17 protein-coding genes and 1 tRNA gene are annotated in these 18,441 nt (G+C 73.2%); 4 read left to right on the top strand and 14 right to left on the bottom strand.

Features of this window, described 5'->3' with window-relative positions; all coding sequences use genetic code 11:
* Positions 1-6: 6 nt before the first annotated feature.
* The 9 genes from ABGB17_RS05765 to ABGB17_RS05725 form a co-directional block, all read right to left on the bottom strand.
* A complete protein-coding gene (locus ABGB17_RS05765) occupies positions 7-780 on the bottom strand; it encodes an electron transfer flavoprotein subunit beta/FixA family protein (RefSeq protein ID WP_347626739.1) in 774 nt (257 codons plus the stop codon).
* 180 nt (positions 781-960) lie between these two features.
* Positions 961-2,187 (bottom strand): protein kinase, encoded by a 1,227-nt coding sequence (locus ABGB17_RS05760; RefSeq protein ID WP_347626738.1) that lies wholly within the window; start codon positions 2,185-2,187, stop codon positions 961-963.
* Positions 2,188-2,253: 66 nt separating this feature from the next.
* On the bottom strand, positions 2,254-4,266 hold the full coding sequence (locus ABGB17_RS05755) for a protein kinase (RefSeq protein ID WP_347626737.1): 2,013 nt from the start codon (positions 4,264-4,266) through the stop codon (positions 2,254-2,256).
* Positions 4,263-6,542, bottom strand: a complete 2,280-nt coding sequence (locus ABGB17_RS05750; RefSeq protein ID WP_347626736.1) for a protein kinase — start codon at positions 6,540-6,542, stop codon at positions 4,263-4,265. The genes ABGB17_RS05755 and ABGB17_RS05750 overlap by 4 nt, the downstream gene beginning before the upstream one ends.
* Before the next feature lie 433 nt (positions 6,543-6,975).
* A complete protein-coding gene (locus tag ABGB17_RS05745) occupies positions 6,976-7,500 on the bottom strand; it encodes a YbaK/EbsC family protein (protein ID WP_347626735.1) in 525 nt (174 codons plus the stop codon).
* Between the two features lie 3 nt (positions 7,501-7,503).
* Positions 7,504-9,198, bottom strand: a complete 1,695-nt coding sequence (locus tag ABGB17_RS05740; protein ID WP_347626734.1) for an FAD-dependent oxidoreductase — start codon at positions 9,196-9,198, stop codon at positions 7,504-7,506.
* Between the two features lie 5 nt (positions 9,199-9,203).
* Complete coding sequence (locus tag ABGB17_RS05735) at positions 9,204-10,046, bottom strand: M55 family metallopeptidase (protein WP_347626733.1); 843 nt, start codon at positions 10,044-10,046, stop codon at positions 9,204-9,206.
* Between the two features lie 10 nt (positions 10,047-10,056).
* A complete protein-coding gene (locus ABGB17_RS05730) occupies positions 10,057-11,295 on the bottom strand; it encodes a DUF6395 domain-containing protein (RefSeq protein WP_347626732.1) in 1,239 nt (412 codons plus the stop codon).
* 49 nt (positions 11,296-11,344) lie between these two features.
* Positions 11,345-11,716 carry a hypothetical protein gene (locus tag ABGB17_RS05725; RefSeq protein WP_347626731.1) on the bottom strand — a complete coding sequence of 124 codons (372 nt, stop codon included), beginning with the start codon at positions 11,714-11,716 and terminating at the stop codon, positions 11,345-11,347.
* 449 nt (positions 11,717-12,165) lie between these two features.
* On the opposite strand from ABGB17_RS05725, the gene ABGB17_RS05720 reads away from it, so the two are divergent.
* A tRNA-Cys gene (locus ABGB17_RS05720) sits at positions 12,166-12,237 on the top strand.
* A gap of 52 nt (positions 12,238-12,289) precedes the next feature.
* Here the strand turns inward: ABGB17_RS05720 and ABGB17_RS05715 are convergent.
* On the bottom strand, positions 12,290-12,910 hold the full coding sequence (locus ABGB17_RS05715; RefSeq protein ID WP_347626730.1) for an XRE family transcriptional regulator: 621 nt from the start codon (positions 12,908-12,910) through the stop codon (positions 12,290-12,292).
* Positions 12,911-12,958: 48 nt separating this feature from the next.
* Here ABGB17_RS05715 and ABGB17_RS05710 point away from each other — a divergent pair, with 48 nt between their 5' ends.
* Positions 12,959-13,843 (top strand): class I SAM-dependent methyltransferase, encoded by an 885-nt coding sequence (locus tag ABGB17_RS05710; protein WP_347626729.1) that lies wholly within the window; start codon positions 12,959-12,961, stop codon positions 13,841-13,843.
* On the opposite strand, the gene ABGB17_RS05705 is transcribed toward ABGB17_RS05710, so the two are convergent.
* Positions 13,840-14,736, bottom strand: coding sequence for a sigma-70 family RNA polymerase sigma factor (locus ABGB17_RS05705; RefSeq protein WP_347626728.1), 897 nt, complete (start codon positions 14,734-14,736; stop codon positions 13,840-13,842). The two genes, ABGB17_RS05710 and ABGB17_RS05705, sit on opposite strands and share 4 nt — an antisense overlap.
* An 80-nt stretch (positions 14,737-14,816) precedes the next feature.
* Here ABGB17_RS05705 and ABGB17_RS05700 point away from each other — a divergent pair, with 80 nt between their 5' ends.
* Positions 14,817-15,380 (top strand): dihydrofolate reductase family protein, encoded by a 564-nt coding sequence (locus ABGB17_RS05700; RefSeq protein ID WP_347626727.1) that lies wholly within the window; start codon positions 14,817-14,819, stop codon positions 15,378-15,380.
* Here ABGB17_RS05700 and cutA read toward each other — a convergent pair.
* Complete coding sequence (cutA, locus tag ABGB17_RS05695) at positions 15,377-15,712, bottom strand: divalent-cation tolerance protein CutA (protein WP_347626726.1); 336 nt, start codon at positions 15,710-15,712, stop codon at positions 15,377-15,379. The two genes, ABGB17_RS05700 and cutA, sit on opposite strands and share 4 nt — an antisense overlap.
* Before the next feature lie 154 nt (positions 15,713-15,866).
* On the opposite strand from cutA, the gene ABGB17_RS05690 reads away from it, so the two are divergent.
* Positions 15,867-16,940: a beta-eliminating lyase-related protein gene (locus tag ABGB17_RS05690; protein WP_347626725.1), complete on the top strand. Its 1,074-nt coding sequence runs from the start codon at positions 15,867-15,869 to the stop codon at positions 16,938-16,940.
* 41 nt (positions 16,941-16,981) lie between these two features.
* Here ABGB17_RS05690 and ABGB17_RS05685 read toward each other — a convergent pair whose 3' ends face one another.
* A complete protein-coding gene (locus ABGB17_RS05685) occupies positions 16,982-17,950 on the bottom strand; it encodes a nitronate monooxygenase (RefSeq protein ID WP_347626724.1) in 969 nt (322 codons plus the stop codon).
* Positions 17,941-18,417, bottom strand: a complete 477-nt coding sequence (locus tag ABGB17_RS05680; protein ID WP_347626723.1) for a hypothetical protein — start codon at positions 18,415-18,417, stop codon at positions 17,941-17,943. Before ABGB17_RS05680 ends, ABGB17_RS05685 begins: the two co-directional genes overlap by 10 nt.
* Positions 18,418-18,441: the final 24 nt, after the last annotated feature.

The following is an 18,441-nucleotide window of genomic DNA, read 5'->3' as shown; positions in this document are numbered from 1 at the left end:
AACTCCTCAGATGAACTTCTTCGACGCGAGGAAGTCGGCGGTCTTGGCCCCGCCGTCGCCCTCGTCCTTGACGATCGTGCCCGCGGCCCGCGGCGGCGCCACGGCGAACTCGGCGACCTCGCTGGCGGCACCGGCCAGGCCGAGCCGGCCGGCGTCCAGGCCGTCGGCGCCGACGGTCTCGACCGGCTTCTTCTTGGCGGCCATGATGCCCTTGAACGACGGGTAACGCGGCTCGTTGATCTTCTCCACCACGGACACGACGGCGGGCAGCGTGCCCTCGACCCGGTCGTAGCCGTAGTCGGTGACCCGGTGGACCGTGACGGACGAACCGTCGATCTCCACCTTGGAGGCGAAGGTGAGCTGCGCCACGCCGAGCCGCTCCGCGAGCATGGCCGCGAGAACGCCCATGCGCGCGTCGGTGGACTCGGAGCCGAGGATGACCAGGTCGAAGCCGATGCGCTTCAGCGTCTCGGCGATCGCGTAGGACGTGGACAGGGCGTCGGAGCCGTGCAGCGCGTCGTCCACCAGGTGGACGGCCTTGTCCGCGCCCATGGCGAGGGCCTTGCGGATCGTGTCGGTGGCCTTGGCCGGGCCCATGGTGAGCACGGTCACCTCGCCGCCGTGGGCCTCCTTGACCTTGAGGGCTTCCTCCACGGCGTATTCGCACAATTCGTTGATGACGCCGTCCGCGGCGTCACGGTCGAGCGTGTTGTCATCGGACCTCAGCTTGCGCTCGGTCGCCGTGTCGGGGACCTGCTTCACGCAGACGACGATGTTCATGGCCGGTGGCCGACCTCCTGTGTCCCAGGCGCCGGGGCGCCGCTTCGTCGCACACGCGCGTGGGGTACGCGCGCGTCCTGCCATATGTTACTCGACGGTAGCTTACGGATCCGGCGGGCCCGCCGGGCGATCGGGGCCGCCACCCCCACCCTACCGAACATTATTCCAGACCGCCGCGCCTCACCCCGCGAACGCGACCATCACCAGCACGACCAGCACCGTCCCCAGCGCCAGCACCAATGTGAACGGGCTGAACAGCGCGGTCAAAAGGGCGTACAGACCGACGGTACCCGCCCCGCTGACCAGGTCGAACACGATCCGTGCCCGCGCCCGGGCCGCCAGGCCGAACCCCGCGTCGGTCAGCACCCCGACGCCGTAGGCCGCCAGCAGCAGCAGCGACAACTCCGGCACGTACCCCTCGGCCGCGGCCGCCGCGAGCCCCGTCACCACGCCGGTGGACACCACCCAGCGCCGGCGTATCTTCTCGCGGTGCCGGGCCCGCGCCTCATCGAGCGCGGCACGTTCGTCCTTCGGCCGGTCCGGCCGCCACTCCATGGTCGGCGGCTCGTCCCCGCCCGCGAGGCGCCGCCGCGCCACCGGCGGCTGCGGCGGCGGCGTGACCGCCCCGAGCCGCTCACAGAGCACCGGCGCCGCCGGCCGGGCCGCCGGGGAGTGCTGCAAACACTCCCGCAGCAGCGGCGCCAGCCAGGCGGGCACCTCGTCCAGGTCCGGCGGGTGGTGCACCACGCGGTAGGCCACCGCGGACGCCGGGCCGGTGCCGTACGGCTGCCGTCCCGAGGCCGCGTACGCGAGGGTGGCGCCGAAGGAGAACACATCGGCCTCCGGCCCGACCGTCCCGCCCTCCAGCACCTCGGGCGCCAGGTACCCAGGCGTGCCGAGCACCGCCCCCGACGCGGTCACCGACGCCGAGTCCAGGGCGTACGCGATGCCGAAGTCGATGACGTGCGGCTCGCCGTCCGCCATGATGACGTTCGCGGGCTTGAGGTCGCGGTGCACCACCCCCGCGCCGTGGATCGCCGCCAGCGCCTCGGCCAGCCCCCGGGCCAGCCGCACGAGATCGTCCCCCCGCAGCGGCTCACCGCCCGCGAGCAGCGCCGCCAGCGAACGCCCCTGGACGTACCGGGTCACGATGTACGGCCGGGTGCCCTCCAGCGAGGCGTCCAGGACCTCGGCGATGTGCGGCCCGCGCACCCGCCGCATGGTCTCGACCTCACGGGCCAGCCGCGCCAGCGCCGTCTGGTCCGCCGCGACGTGCGGATGCAGCACCTTGACCGCGACGGTGTGGCCCTCGGGGTCCAGCGCGAGGTGCACCTCGCCGAAGCCGCCCGCCCCGAGCCGGGAGAGCAGCCGGTAGGGCCCGAGACGGTCCGCCGTAGGCACGCCCATGCGACTCCTTCCGTCCCCTCACCTTTCCACGGTCACGTGCGGGGAAACCGGCGGCCACGCGCGCCTTTACCTCCCGAAGGGGAAGAACCCGAAACCGTTGCGGCCGAGCAGATCCTGGAGCAGGCCGCCGATCACTCCCATGGCGCTTTCCCTGGCCGACTGCCCGAGCGCGGTGATGGCGTCCGACGGCGGGCGCCACGGCACCCACGACGGGATGGTGTTCAGGGCGGTCGCCACCGCGAGGAACGCCACCGTGCCCACGACGATCGTCACGATCATGCCCGCCCCCGGGCTGCGGATCACCGCGGTGAGGGTGCGCGCCACCGCGTTGCGCGGCTTGCCGCCACCGGGCAGCAGGAACAGGCCCGCGACGAACGCCGCGGCGGCCCACGCGGCGGCGGAGTCCCCACCGGACGCCGTCCCACGGAAACCCGCCAGGTAGTACAGCGCGCCCCAGACGAGCACCCCGAACATCAGGGCCACCAGTGTCGCGAACAGTGTGGCGAACACCGACTTGACCAGCGCCCAGGGAGTGCCGAGCACGGCGAGCAGGGGGTCGCTCGGGCTGCTGCCCCTGATCGAGCGCCGCTGCGCGAGGTCCGCCCACAGGTACTCGCCGACCCGCAGGCACATCGCCACGACCACCATCAGGCTGGCGACCAGCACGGGCAGCATGCGCGCCCCGGCGACCGCGATGACGAGCAGCAGCGCGGCGAGCAGCGGGTGCCCGGTGCGGTACGGCGGCCGCTGCTCGCGTGGCTCCGGTTGCGGCGGCACGTGCGGACGCGGCTGGTTCGGCGGCGCGACCGCCGCGGGCCGGCCGGACGGCGGGGGCGGCGGGTACCCGGCCACCCTCTGGTCCGGGTACGGCGCGGGCGCGCCGTACCCGGGAGGCGGGCCGTAGGGCGCCGGGGGGTAGGCAGGGGCGGGCGGTGGAGCGTCCGGGATGCGCCCCGCGGCGGGCTTGCCCTCGGGGCGGGGACGCCGGGGCCGCTCGGGCTCGGCGTACTGCACGGGGGGCAGCAGGTCGGAGTAGCTGTCCTCGTACACCGGCCGGGTGCGCTTGGTGGGCGGCGGGTCGTCGCCGGCGCCGTCGGGGGACGCCGCGCCGTCCAGCACACGGGTGCCGTCCGGCGGGGTGCCGCGCCCGCGTGGGGCGTCCGGGGCGGGGTCCAGCCTGCGGGTGCCGTCCGGTGGTGCACCGGGGTCGAGCCTGCGGGTGTGGCCCGGGTGGTCGGTGCGGGGCGGGGACTCCTGGAAGGCCGTGACGCTCGGGTCCAGCGCCCGCGAGCGGGCCAGCAACCCGTGCGCGTCCGGGCGCGCGGAGGCGTTCACCGCGAGGGCGGAGCGCAGCCACTGGCGCAGCCAGGCGGGCGCCCGGTCGATGTCGGCCCGGCCCTCCATGATGTTGTAGCAGACCGACTCGAACGACCCGGTGCCGAACGGCGGGCGGCCGGTCGCGCCGAAGAACACCGTGGCGGCCAGCGCGTGCACGTCCGCCGCCTGGGTGATCTCCTCGTCCCTGATGATCTCGGGCGCGAGGTAGCCGGGGGTGCCGACGAACATGCCGGTCTGGGTGAGCCGGGTCGCGTTGACCAGGTGCGCGATGCCGAAGTCGATGACCAGCGGATCGCCGTTGACCACCATGACGTTGGCCGGCTTGAGGTCGCGGTGGATGACGTCGGCGTTGTGGATGGCGATCAGCGCCTCCGACAACCCGCGGGCCAGCCGGACGACCTCGTGCGGCCCGAGCGGGCCGTCCGTCAGGACGATCTCCTCCAGCGTGCGGCCCGGGGCGAAGCGCGTCACGATGTACGGCTGGCGACCGGTGAGGCGGGCGTCAAGCACCTCGGCGACCCGGGGGCTGCGCACCCTGCGCATGGTCTCGACCTCGCGGGTCAGCCGGTCGCGCGCCTTGAGGTCGGCGGCCACGTGCGGATGGAGGACCTTGACGGCGACCTGCCTGCCCTCCTCGTCGAGCCCCAGGTGGACCACGCCCATGCCTCCCTCGCCGAGGCGGCGAAGCAGGCGATAGGGGCCGAGTCGTTCCATCGTGTCCGGCACGCGTTCCCCCGTCATCCGGCCTTCCTCCGAAGGCTCTGCAGCTCTTGCAGCCAGTGGTCGATGTCCACCGGGGTCCAGATCGCGTCGCCCGCCGGTGAGACCAGGGTGATCACCGCGTACGCGGCGACGGCGGCGGCGAGCAACCCGGTGATCGAGACTAGCCCGATGGCGGCGCCCTTCTCGGGGAACGCCGCGGCCAGGGACCTGCGCATCTGGCGGCCCGGGCCCTCGACGCCGGGTCCCGCGCAGACGATCCACAACGAGACGGCGACGCCCCAGCTCAGGCAGGTGCCCACCGGCACGTGGCGCACCAGGAAGGCCAGCACCAGCGTGACGGGCACGCCGAGGATGAGGGCGTACGGCACCAGCGCGATCGTGACGCCGATCGACTTGACCAGCGGGACCGGGGCGAAGCCGCGCAGCAGGCCGGAACGCCCGTCGGACTGGTGGGCGATGTCCGCGCCGCGCAGCAGCACGGCGGCGGGCAGGACCACCAGCGCGGCCAGCACCGGCACCACGACCGCCGCGCCGACCACGACGACCAGCGCCAGGATGGACGCCACGCCGTACAGGGCCGAGGTCTCGGGCAGGCCGGCGCGGGCCTGCTCCCGGCCGGCGAAGCCGGGGGTCTGCTCCGGCGGCAGGTGGACGGTGGGCACGTAGCCCTGGTTCTGGGGGGACGGGCCGGTGGGCTGGCGTACGTGCGGGGTGCGCTCGTAGACCTCGGACGGCTGCTCGAACAGCGCCTGGTGGTAGGAGCCCGGGTGCGCCTGCGCCGGGCCGCCCGGGACGTACGGCGCGGCGCCCTGGCCGTGCTGCCCGTGCGGTCCCTGCTGCGCGTGTCCCTGCTGCGCCGGCTGCCCGTGCCGGCTCAGCCCGCCGTGCTGCTGCGGCAGGGGATGCGCGTTCTGCCCCGGCTGCCCCGGCTGCCCCGGCTGCCCCGGCTGCCCGGGACGGCCGTACTGGCCGGGGTGCACGTTGTGACCGGAGTGGGGGTTCTGGCCGGGCGGCCCGGCCAGGCCCGGCTGCCCCTGCTGACCCGCGCGCTGGGCGTCCCGGTCGAGTGTGCCGAGCTCCTCGGGCCGCACCCGCCGGGTCGGCACCTCGCCCTGGTCGGGTGCCGGGGGCTGCTGGGCGGCCTGCCAGTACGACCCGGTGACGGGCGGCGCGAACCGGGTGGGCACGTCGCCCTCCGGCGTGCGCCCCTCCTGCCCGGGGTACGCCGCGGGCGCCTCCGGCGTGGGCAGTCCCGCCTGGCGCAACTCCTCGCCGGTCACCCGGACGGTGGGCCACGGGTCCCCTGGAGCCTGCGGCGCCTCACTGAGCAGCGACACGTACTCGTCGGCCCCCGCGGCGGGGCCCGCCGGCCCCTGCTGGGGGCCGCGGGACGGGCCGGTGGGCGGAGGCTGGCGGGCCGGGTTGGTGGACTCGGGCACCAGGCCCGACATATCCGGCATGGTGCGTATCTCGTCGGGAGTACGCGAGCGGCCCGTCCCCGTGGGAGGCGCGAGCCGGGAGAGCTGCGCCGCCAGCTCCGCCGCGCTGGGACGCTTGGCGGGGTCACGCTGGAAGGCGCCGCGCAGCAGCGGCTGGAGGATCGCCGGGGCGGCGTCGATGTTCGCCTTGCCCGCGGTGATGTTGTAGAACACCATCTCCAGCGTGCCCTTGCCGAACGGCGGCAGGCCGGTCGCGGCGAACAGCATGGTGCCGGCCCAGGCGTGCACGTCCACCTCGGGCCCCGCCTCGTGGCCCTCGATGATCTCGGGGGCGAGGTAGCCGGGCGTGCCGATGAACATGCCGGTCTGGGTGAGCCGCGTGGCGTCCACCGCCTGGGCGATGCCGAAGTCGATCAGCACGGGGTCGCCGTCCAGCAGCAGGACGTTGCCCGGCTTGAGGTCACGGTGGATCACCCCGGCCGCGTGCACCGACGCCAGCGCGTCCGCGACGCCGTGCGCCACCCGCAGCAGCGCCGCGACGTCCAGCGGCCCCTCCTGCTTGACCGCCTCGTCCAGCGGCATGCCGGGGACGTACCGGGTGACGATGTAGGGGCGGCTGCCGGTGACGTCGGCGTCCAGAACCTCGGCGATGTACTTGTTGCGCACCCGCCGCATCGTCTCGACCTCACGGGCGAGCCTTCTGCGCGCGACGTCGTCCCCCGCGACCTCGGCGCGCAGCACCTTGACCGCGACCTGCCTGCCGTGGGAGTCCAGGGCGAGGTGCACCACGCCCATGCCGCCCGCACCGAGCCGCCGGAGCAGCCGGTAGGGGCCCAAACGGTCGTCCTGATTCATCTGATCTCCGGCGGTGCCCCGGAACCGGTATCCGGAAGGAAGCGCCTTGCTCCAATTGTGACATTCGGCTTACTGTGCGCAATGGCCGTCCGGGAATTCCCGTCCCGCCGGGTGACGGGACCCGTCACCTTGTGCCCTCGAACCAGGCGCCCCCCGTCGCCCTCCGTCCGACGGCCGGCCGCCCACCGGCCACCGGTCTCCCCCATCGGCCCGGCGCGGCCGAGAGAGCGCCCAGCGGGCTCACGCCCACAGTCCTTGACGGCACGTAGCACCATACCGGCTTAAACCCCGCCCATGAGATGAACCAAGTGGTCACATTCCCGGTTGTACAACGGACGAACCGGCCCCAGCGGTTTCCCAAGCGGCCCAAGATTTTCTTCTTGGTGAGGTTCACGAGGCCCACGGGGCGTCGTGAACATCATCACCTCGCCGGTCACCGCGCCAGCGACAACACCTCGGCCGTCTTCAGCCGGGCCAGGACGTCCCCGGCCAGGGCGAGCTTGGAGCCCCTGACACCGCTGCCGATGACCACCTCGGGACGCCGGGCCACCTCCGTGTCCACCAGCACCGGCCAGTCGTCGGGCAGGCCGAGCGGGGTGATGCCGCCGTACTCCATGCCGGACCGCGCCACCGCGTCCTCCTGCGCGGCGAACGAGGTCTTCCTGGCGTCCAGGTGGCGGCGGATAACGCCGTTGACGTCGGCGCGCATCGTGGCGAGCACCATGACGGCGGCGTACCGCGTCTCGCCGCCCCGCTTGGCCGTGACGATCACGCAGTTGGCGGACTCGTCGAGCGCCACGCCGTACCGCTCGCAGAACGCCGCCGTGTCGGCCAGCGCCGGGTCGATGGGGGCCACCGCGACCGCGTCCGCCACGCCTTCCACCGCCCGGGCCACCGGATCGGCGAGCAGGTCGCGACGGTCCAGGGCGGGAACCCAGTCGAGCGTGCCGAGGCCCATGGGTCATCCCTCCTTCAGTACACGGTGGTGCAGATCGGTCACCACCTTACGGGCCGACTCCAGCGCGCCGGCCTGCCAGGCGATGAGATGCGTCAGCCAGTCGCCCGCGAAGTACACCCGCCCGGCCGGGCGCTGGAGCAGGGACTGGCCGCTCGTGGACGGCCACCGCACCCACGCGCCCTCGATGTGCGGCTGCCTGCGCCAGGCGATCGACACGGCGCCCAGCAGGTCCTTGCGGTAGCGGGCGCCGTGCACGCGCGCACCGTGCGTGAGGGCACGGCGCACCCGCTCGCGGTGCGGCATCGCGTCGTACGCCTCCGCGTGCGGGCCGGTGTTGTAGTAGCCCACGATCAGGCCGCGCTCGGTGTGGTAGTCGTGCGAGGGGTACCAGATGTGGCCGATGTCCAGGTCGGTCTCGGTGGCGCCGCCATACACGCGGTCCTCCAGCTCCCACCAGCGGCGGCCGTACTCCAGTCCGAGCTTGCCCGCCGCCATGGGGATCGGGGTGGCGAGGGCGGACCGCACGTCCGCGCCGAGGTTCGCGGGCACGCGGGCCATCACGTGCGGGGGCAGCGCGGCCACGCAGTAGTCGGCGGTGAGGGGGGCGCCGCCGTCGATCTCGACCTCCACGCCGCCCGCACGGTCGGTGATCCGGGTGACCCGGGTGCCGGTGCGGATGCGGGCCGCCCCCACCCGGTCCGCCAGGGCGCGCACGATGGCGTCCATGCCGCCCACGGGCTGGAACATCGGCATGGCCTGCTCGTAGCCCGCGTCCATGGTCAGCATGCGGCCGAGGCCCCGGCTCAGGACCTCGGCCAGCTCCGGCGGGCGGCCGAGCTCGGTCCCGGCCTTGAGGCCGGGGTCCACGCGGTAGCCGCGGCGGTCGCCGCCGGTGTAGGTGAGGGCGGGGCCGATCTCCCCGAAGTCGGATAAGAAGTCCAGCAGGAGCTCCTGGTCGGCCGGGGTCAGCCGGGCGTCCAGGGCTCCCGCGTCGGTGGCCTTGGCGAGCAGCTCGGAGACGTACCCGTAGGCGTCCGCGCGTGCGGTGCGCATGCGGACCGGGGCCGTCATGCCGGAGGTGAAGACGTACGCGCTGGCGTTGCTGTTGACGAACACCTCGAGCGGGACGCCGAGCTCGCGGCAGTAGTCGAGGGTGACCATCCACTGGGCGATGCGGGCGGGCCCGGCGTTGAAGTAGGTGCCGGGGCCGAAGCGGACGAGCCGCGGCTCCCCGGTGGACGGTCCCGGCGAGGGCGTGGCCGGCCCACCTGGTGACGCGCCCGTCCGGCCCGCCACACCGTCCGCTGTCCCTGCCTGCCCAGGGGACAGCTCGGTGACCGTGTCGCCGCCGCGCAGCGTGAGGCTGCGGCCGCCCACACGGTCGCGGGCCTCGATGACGAGGCAGTCGTACCCCGCCTTGCCGAGCTCGTACGCGCACGCCAGCCCCGCCACCCCCGCGCCGAGCACCAGCACCTTGGCCGGGCGCCCGCCGCGCAGCGTGAAGTCCGACCGGCCCGGCGGGACGTACGGCGCGGGGCCCGGCGCGCCGCCGGTGCGCGGCACCGGGTCGGTCGCGGGGGAAGGCGCGAGCCCGAGCACACCCATCGCGGCGTACATGGCGCCCGCGCCGCCGGCCGCGCCGATGCCCACAAGGAGCGACCGGCGCGTGAGGGCCGCCCTCTTCGCGGAGTCCGGCACCGGCGTCAGCCGTAGATGCCGCTGTCGCAGGCCACCCGGCCCGCGATCATCGCGTAGACCCCGAGCAGGGCCATGATGTCCCGGAAGTCCTCCGTGGTGAACTCGATGTGCCGGGGCCCGGCGAGGCGCGTGCCGGGGATCAGGGAGCAGCCCGCCGCGATGGCCGTCGAGTTCCACTCCACCCCGAGCGTGAAGGGCGGCGGCACGACGTACGGCCGGAAGTCGCTCAGGCGGTTCAGCGCACGCCCCGCGGCCTCCCTGATGAGCGCCTGCGCGACGGCCGGGGGCAGCAGGTGGGCGGCGAACCGGTCGATGCCCTTCTTCACCGGCACGGTCTCGACCTCGCCGAGGACCTCGCGGGCCTCCGCGCACGCCGCGTCGTCCCCGGTGACCAGCGCCACCGGCACGCCGAGGAAGCCCGCGAACCCGGCGACCAGCCTGATCTCGCCGCAGACCTCGCCGTTGAGGTAGACGTTCTGGATCTCCTTGCCCATCCACGTGTGGTTGAGCACGCCGTGCCGGGTGCCGGCGCGGGCGTGGTAACCGGTGAAACAGGCGGCGTCGAAGCCGGCGGTGAGGCCCTGGGCCATGCGCATCGGCTTGCCGGGGCCGCGGATGAGGGACGCGCGGGGGTCCAGCAGGTCGATGCGGAGGTTCTTGGTGGAGCCGTGCGCGTCGTTGACGATCACGTCGACCGCCCCGGCCTCGTACACGCCCGCGATCACCGCGTTGGCGTCGGCCGTCATCAGCTCGCAGCCGCGCTCGTAGCCGCGGCCGCCGGCGTGCATCTCCTCGGGGTCGGTGAGGCCGGTCACGCCCTCCATGTCCACCGACACGTACACCTTCATCGACGACCCCTCATCCCCGCAGGCCCCAGCTCTCCACCCGGAGACGGTCGGCCGCGTCCATGAAGCCGAACCGGTCCGCCATGATCGCCTCGATCCCCTTGCGCCACGGCTCGGGGATCTCCTCGACCGCCGGAGGGTAACACCGCTCCAGCCACCGGGTGGACTCGACGGTGGCCTTGAGATGCTCCGCGGCCCTGGCGAAGGGGGTCTTCTCGATGCCCGGCACGTGGGCGCAACCGTACTCGATCATCTCCTGGCCGCCGTACGGCGGGGGCTGCTGCCACTTCTTCGCCACCGGGCGGTCGGCGGTGATGTCGGTGCGCAGCGGGCGCCGCTCGACGGCGGCCTGGATGAGCTCTTTGTACAGGCATTTGCCGCAACGGCCACAGGGGCCGCTGCCGTCCCCGCGCAGGCACCAGCGTACCTGGTCACGCAGCTCGGACCCCAGCGCGATCCGCATGGTCATCGCCTCGCTGATGCCGCCGACCGGCAGCACCAGCGGCAGCCCCACGGCGGCGAACGCCCGGCCCCATTTGCCGTGGCCCGACCACATGGGGTTGTCCGGGGTGTACCGGTGCACGTACCGGCCGCCGCCGAGCCACCGCGAGCCGATCTCGTACCCGAGTGCCACGCCCCCGAGGTCCGCCTCGCCGGCCGTCAGCAGCGCGCCCGCCAGCACGGCGTGGTGCTCGGGGTAGCCGGGGCGGGGCAGGCGCAGCATGAACTCCAGGTCCGACCGGACGACCGTCACGTCCCGCCCGGTCCCGCGGGCCAGCTTGGCCAGCACGTCGGACCGGTAGTGCGTCCACCGGTTGGGCACGCGCGGGTGCGGCACCCGCTGGAAGTGCACGAGCGGCGCGTCGGGCAGCAACGCCGCCACGGCCACCGAGTCCGCCCCGCCGCTGTACGAGATCGCCAGCCGCTCCCCCGGCGCGCGGGCCGTACCGCCCACCGGCCCGGCGTCGACGCCCCAGCCGTCGTGCAGCGCCCCGGCCAGCGCGTCCGATACGGGCCGGTCGAAGAGCACCCGCCCCCGTGTCCACGGCGCCGCGACCGTCCACGCGGCCAGCGCCAGCAGATCGGGATGCGGCTCCCCGGGCCCCGTGCCGTCCGGCAGCCGCACATGGCAGGTGTCCGTCGCCAGCTCCACGGCCTGCCCGTCGGTCACGACCCCCGCGACCCCTTCACCGGAGTCCAGCCGCAACCGCAACCGCCAGTCCCGGCCGTCCCGGGCCCACGCCAGCCTCATGACCGCCGCCCGCTCGCGAGGAGGCCGCCTTCGCGTGTCCGCCCCGCGTTCATGACGACGTCGCCCGGGAACCGTGCCCCGCCTCGCCGTCCTCCCGCAGGCCGTCGACGGCCTGCCAGAGCAGGACCTCGGCCTGCAGCAGGTGGTCGACCGCGGACGCCGCCTCGGTCGCCAGCCGGTGCGCGTCCTCGACCTTGGCCGTCAGCGCCCCGTTGACCGCGGGCGGCTTCGCCTGCCGCCGCAGATGCTCGACCTCGCGCCGCAGCTCGGCGATCTCGCGCTTGAGCGCCTGGACCTCCCACAACGCGTCCCTGACGTCCTGCCGGTGCTCCACCCGCGTCACGTACCGCCCGTCGAACCGCGCCAGCGCGGCCCGCAAGACCCGCCGAGGCACCAGCACCCGCCACACAACCCGCGCCATGACCGGTCACCTTAGCGGAATCCATGATCTGTCCCACAGATTCCCCCGAACCGGCCTGACGCGCTCCACCCGCCTTAAGGCGATTGACGCCTCCGGATTTCCGCTGCTATCGTCGAATTCGTAATTGAACGCGGGTGCATTCAGAGCGCCCGCGGACGAGGAACACGGGAGCCGAGTGATGGACAGGAAGGTAGTGACCACGATGGTCCGCCCCGCCTGCGATCCGGCCGCCCCGTCCTGTTGTCGCGCCTGACGCGCTCCTTCCGTACTGTGCCGCCACGCTGGCGGTTTCCCGGTGCCCGACCGCGTGACGCGGCGTGTCCCGTGCCCTGATCCGCTTTTGAAGAAAAGCGGGCCACCCGTGCCGTAATGCATTTTCCGAAAACGCTTTATGACGTGCACGGGTTTCATGCTTTCCGTTCCGCTCTGATTCCTGAGCGGAGCACCCTGGCCGTGTGCCCGAGTGGCTGAGGGAACCGCCTGCAAAGCGGTGCACGCCGGTTCGATTCCGGTCGCGGCCTCTGAAGTACCCCCGCTCCCGACGGGAGCGGGGCCACCTCCGCGGTCACCGCGCTAGTGGTCCTCCTCGTGGGGCGCGTCGGCCTGCCGAGGGCCGGGGCGTTCGCTCAGCAGGTGGATGCGGCGGCCGTCGTGGTCGAGGATGGCCAGGATCTCCGCGGGGCCGTCCTTGGCGCCGAAGGCGTGGGGGACCATGGTCGAGAAGGCGGCCGCCTGGCCGGCCTCGACCGTGATGGTGCGTTCGCCCAGCAGGAGCACGATGGTCCCGGACAGGACGGTGAACCAGTCGTGGCCGGGGTGGACCTTCAGCACACCCGGCTCGCGGCGGGGCGGCGGCTTGGTGACACGCATCCTGGCGACCGTCATGCCGTGCGGCCCGTCCTCGCGGCTGAGCATCCATGAGGTCAGGCCGCGTTCGGGGTCGTGCTGCGGCCTGATGACCACGTCCTCGTCGGCCGTGGACTCCACCATCTGGTCGAGCGTGACCCCGAGGGCCCGGGTGATCGCGGTGAGCTGGTCGAGACCGATGCGGCGGTGCCCTGTCTCGATGCGGCTCAGGGTGGACGGGCTCATGTGGCACCGGGCGGCGAGGTCGTCCAGCGACCAGCCGAGCGCCGCGCGCAGCCCTCTGATGCGCCCGCGGACCAGTGCGTCGACCTCATCGTCTTGCTTCATACGCAAGATGGTATGCCTCTCAAGCAAACCGTGCGTAGTGTCTGAGGCATGACGCACACGCACGACCACCAAGGGCACCACCACGGACATGGACACGGGCACGGCACCGACGCAGGCACCGACGAGGCGCTTGCCGAGATTCTGGACCTCGACGCCGAGGTCCTGCGTCCCCTCCAGACCGAGATGATCGACCACGTCCACACGCTCGCCGCCGGCACGCCGATCCGCCGCGTCCTCGATGTCGGCAGCGGAACGGGCACCGGCACCCTGGCCCTCCTCCAGCGTTTCCCCGACGCCGAAGCGATCGCCCTCGACAGCTCGGTCGAGATGCTGCGGCGCCTGGAGGCCAAGGCCCACGACCTCGGCCTGGCCGGCCGGGTCCGCACCGTCGCGGCGGACCTGGACACGACCTGGCCCTCCGTCGGCACCGTCGATCTGGCCTGGGCCTCGGCGTCCCTCCACCACATGGCCGACCCCGCCCGCGTCCTGGCCGCGATGTTCACCGCGCTGCGCCCCGGCGGCCTGCTCGCGGTCGTGGAGCTGGACTCCTTCCCCCGCTTCCTCCCCCACGACCTCGGCATCGGCCGCCCCGGCCTCGAAGAGCGCTGCCAGGCCGCCGTCACCGCCGCCAACACCGCCGCGATGCCCATGTTCGGCGCCGACTGGACACCTCTGCTGCGACAGGCCGGCTTCACCGTCGAGCTCAGCCGGCACCTCACCGCCGACATCCCCGCACCGATCCCCGCCGCCGCCCGCCGCTACGCCGAGACCATCCTCCGCCGCACGCGCGCCCGCCTCACCGACCACCTGTCCCCCGAGGACCTGACCACCCTGGACACCCTCCTCGACAACACCACCCCCGCCGGGATCGTCCACCGCGACGACCTCACCGTCCACGCCACCAGGTTCCTCTGGGTGGCACGACGCCCCTAGGGCCCGAGGATCGCCGGAAGGCCGAACGCGGGGAACAGCCGGGGCGCCTCGAACGTGTCGATCGCGGCGAGAAGACCCGCTTCGGGCTCAAGCACGATCAGCGCGAAGGGCCGGAACACGGGATCACCGGCCCGTTGGACGTACGAGGCGACCGCCGGCCGGCCGTTCGCCGCCGTCGGCACCATGCGCCACCGGCCGGGAGTGTTCATGTCCTCACGCAGCACCTGGGCGACCTCGGACTTGCCGTTCCACTCGCCGACGCCCGGCTCGATGGTCAGCCGGACGTCCTCGCGGAGAAGGTCGATCAGGGCCTGCGGATCGGCGTTCTCGTGCGCGGCGACGTACCTCTCCAGCAGCTCACGCTCCGCCGGGTCGGGTTCACCGGCGGGCGCCCACTCCATGCGGCCCCCCGGCCACCGTTCCCGCAACGTCCCCCGGGCCCTGTGCAGGGCGCTGTTGACCGCGGCCACGCTCGTGCCGAGCAGGACGGCCGCCTCGCTCGCCGGCCAGGACAACACGTCCCGCAGGATGAGCACGGCCCGCTGACGTCCCGGCAGGAGCTTGATCGCGGCCAGGAACGCCAGGGACATCGTCTCGCGGCCGACCGCCACCGCGTCCGGCCCCGGGCTCTCGTCGAGCAGATGGTCCGGGTACGGCTGCGCCGGCGGCGACGTGCGCCGCAAGGTGTCCAGGCAGGCGTTGGTGGCGATGCGGTACAGCCAGGTCCTGGCACTGGCCCGCTCCTCGAACGCGTGCCGGGACCGCCACGCCCGCAGGAACACCTCCTGCACATGGTCCTCGGCCGCCTCGAAAGAGCCGAGCATCCGATAGCAGTACACCTGGAGCTCCCTGTGGTGCCGCCGGGTCAGCTCGGCGAAGTCCGTGGCGTCCACGACAACGTTCATACCGGTACCGACGGGAACAGCGGCCGTCTTCATCGATGATTTTCCGCCCGGCCTGCGTCTGCATGGTCATGACAACAGTCGAAGTGGACATCTCGATGTCGGTGGACGGCTACGTCACCGGCCCTGACCTGGACGAATGGCCCGGCCTCGGCAGGGGCGGCGGCCGCCTGCACGCGTGGCTGGAGCACGAGGAGGGACGCCGCCTGAGCCAGGCCACGTTCGCCACCTCCGGCGCCGTCGTGACCAGCCGCTCGGTGTACGAGGCGACCGGCGGCTGGGGCGACGACGGCTTCTACCGCATGCCCGTCTTCGTCGTGACCCACCGCCCCCACGAGGAGGTCCGCAAGGGCGACACCACGTTCACCTTCGTCACCGGCGGCGTCGCCGCCGCGATCGAGGCCGCCAAGGCCGCCGCAGGCACGAGACGTGTCCACGTGATGGGCGGCGCGTCGATCGTCCAGCAGTCCCTGCGGACCGGCCTGGTCGACCACCTGCGCCTGCACATCGCCCCGCTCCTGCTCGGCTCCGGCACCGCCCTGTTCGACGGCCCCGGCCCCGAGCTGGACCACCTGGACACCGTGGACACCCCGGAGGCCACCCACGTGACGTACCGCGTCAGGCCCGCGGGCTAGCCGTCCCCGGGCCGTGGCGCCGTCTCCGCCGTGACCCAGCCCAGATAGCCGGCCAGGCCGCCCTCGATCGGGACGGCAACGATCTCCGGAGTCGTGTAGGAGTGCACGGCCCGCACCGCGGCGACGAGATCGTCCAGCCGTTCCGCACCGGTCTTCATGAGGATGAGGTACTCGTCGTCGCGCTGGACCTCCCCCTCCCACCAGTAGACCGAGCTGATCGGCCCGACGATCTGCGCGCAGGCCGCCACCCGCCGCCGCACGACGGCCGTGCTGATCGCGTCCGCTTCCTCACGGGTTCCCGCGGTCACATGAACCTCGAAATGCCGGGTCATGCGATCAGCCTAGGGGCGTCACGTAACACGGGACGGCGACGTCGCCCGGCGGGGAAGACGCGGGAACAGGCTCCATGGTGGCCGAACCGGCCGCCAGGCCGCCGGCCGGCTTATCGGGTAGCCAACCGTCGAGCGTTCCTGAAGGCTGTGCGGCATGGACCCCGCCGAAGTACGCCGCTCCTGCCGCCGTTCCCTGAGCGATTCCCCCCGGCACAACATGCGTGAGCGCCTGCTCGCCCTGGCGGCCCGCCCGGAGGCCGGCAGTGCGGACGTCGACGTCTACGGCCAGGGCGGCCCGGTCGCCGAGGTCGAGCGCCGGGTCGCCGGACTGCTCGGCAAACCCGCCGCCCGCTGGGTCTCCACGGGAGTGATCGCCCAGCAGGCCGCGCTGCGTACCTGGACCGACCGCACCGGTCGCCCGGTGGTGGCACTGCATCCGCTGAGCCACATCGACCGCGACGAGGGCTCGGCGTACGAACGACTCCACGGTCTGCGCCCCGTGCGAGTCGGCGACCTCACCCCGTACACCGTCGAAGATCTCGAAAGGGCCGCAGAGACCCCCGGCGTGGTGACGGTGGAACTGCCACTCCGCTTCGCGGGACTCCTGCTCCCCGCCTGGGACGACCTGGTGGCGATCTCCCGATGGTGCCGGGAGCGCCGGATCCCCCTGCATTTCGACGGCGCCCGGTTATGGGAGTCGGCACCGCACTACCGGCGTCCACTCACGGAGATCGCCGCACTCGCCGACTCCGTGTACGTGTCGTTCTACAAGAGCCTGGGCGGCCTCGGAGGCGCCGCACTCACCGGCGACCCGGAGTTCCTCTCCGAATGCGCCCCCTGGTTGTCACGACACGGCGCGCAACCGTTCCACTCCTACCCTTACGCCCTTGCCGCCCTGGCCGGCCTGGACACCACGCTGCCCAAGCTGCCCGGCTTCACCCAGCGAGCGATCACCTTGGCGGCGGCGATGAGCGAGATCGACGGCGTCTACGTGACCCCGCGGCCACCGCACGTCAACGCCTTCCATCTGTACCTCCCCGGCCCGCCCGACGTACTGAGCGAACGCCACCTGACGTGCGCCGCCACCCACGGCGACTGGCTCTTCAGCCACTTCTGGCCGACGTCGGCGCAAGGCCAGTCCGTCGTGGAGATACGGGTGACCGAATCGACCGCGGCCTTCACCGACGCCGAAGTGGTCCAGCGAATCGCCTCGATCCTCGGCCGGTGACCACCCCGCACCTTCGTCGTCGCGTGACGAGGTCCGGGCCGTCAGTCCCTCCGCCTCCCGGCTCTGGCCAGGGCGTCCTCGGCCTGAGTGGCCAGGGTGGCGACCAGGCCGGCCGCGGAGGGCAGGTCGGTGATGAGGTCGACGGCCTCACCGGCCCAGACCGGCAGCGGCGGTATGGCGCCACGCGCCACGTCGTCCTGGTAGGCCTGCCGGGCCTCGGGGTCGGCCGCGAGTTCGGCCTCGCGCCCGCGCCACCGGTCGAGGTAAGGGTGGCCGAGGGTGCGGGCGGTGTACTTCGACGGCCACCGTGAGCCGCGGGCGATGTCCAGGACACGGCCGCGCTCGGTGTCCTCCCCTCGCCCTTCGACGATCGCTTTGGCCACCGCGGGATCGACCAGAGCCTCGGCGGTGGCCTGGAAGCGGGTGCCGATCAGCGCCCCGGCGGCCCCGAGAGCCAGGGCCGCCGCCACCCCCCGCCCGTCGGCGATCCCCCCGGCCGCGAGTACCGGCACCGGAGCCACGAGATCCACCACGACGGGCACGAACGGCAACGTGGACCGTCCCTGCCGGGCCCCGTGCCCACCGGCCTCGGTGCCCTGCGCCACGACGACATCCGCGCCGAGGTCCACCGCCCGCCTGGCCTCCTCCAGATCGGTGACCTGAACGATCAGAACCGCCCCCGCCGCACGGACGGCTCCCACGTACGGGCCGGGGTCGCCGAACGAGAACATGACCCCCCACGGCCCGTACTCCAGCGCCCGCTCGACCGCACCGTCCTCGATCGCCCACGTCAGGAAGCCGACCCCCCACGTCAGGCCGCCCTCCGAAGCGACGATCGCCAGCTCACGCTCCAGCCACTCCCGCTCCCCGCCTCCGGCCCCCACCATGCCGAGCCCGCCACCCCGCGACACCGCCGCCGCCAGCGCCCCACCGGCCGACCCACCCATCGGCGCGAGCGCGATGGGATGCCGCACCCCGGACAACTCCGTGAACGCCGTCATCAACGCCATCGCCCCATCATCGCTCCCGTGCCGTCGGGGGGAACATCGGGCACAGACATGGAGAGGATCTCCGGCCGGAGCCGAGCCGCCCGCTCAGGCCATGAGGCCGCTCGCGAGGACCAGACCGCGAAGCTCCGTGACCGCTCGGCCTTCTCGGCGTTCCACGGGACGGCGCGCAGGACACGTCTCGCTCTCGCGGTCACCATGGCGTTGCGGTAGGGCACCGGCAAGGAGTCGAGTGCCTGCGCCGCCTGCCTGGCCCCTTCATCGATGCCGCCGTTGACCACGGCGCAGTGGGCGAGGTCGGGGTGGGCGTACACGGGGATCTGGTACCCGTCGGAGGGCCGGGCCCCGCTCAGGATGCGCCGCGCCGCCTCGATCACTTTCCGCTCGTTCCCGGCCGCCGCATGCACCTGGCTCTGGGTGACTTCGAGGCGATGGTCGCCGCTTTCCCAGAAGCCGGGGACTTCCGGCACCTTCTTTCGTCGCCATCGCCGCAG

It is taken from the genome of Sphaerisporangium sp. B11E5 (assembly GCF_039871875.1).
In the GTDB taxonomy this organism is placed as follows: domain Bacteria; phylum Actinomycetota; class Actinomycetes; order Streptosporangiales; family Streptosporangiaceae; genus Sphaerisporangium.
The sequence above is the reverse complement of the archived record's forward strand: the minus strand, read 5'-3'. Positions and strand labels throughout refer to the sequence as shown.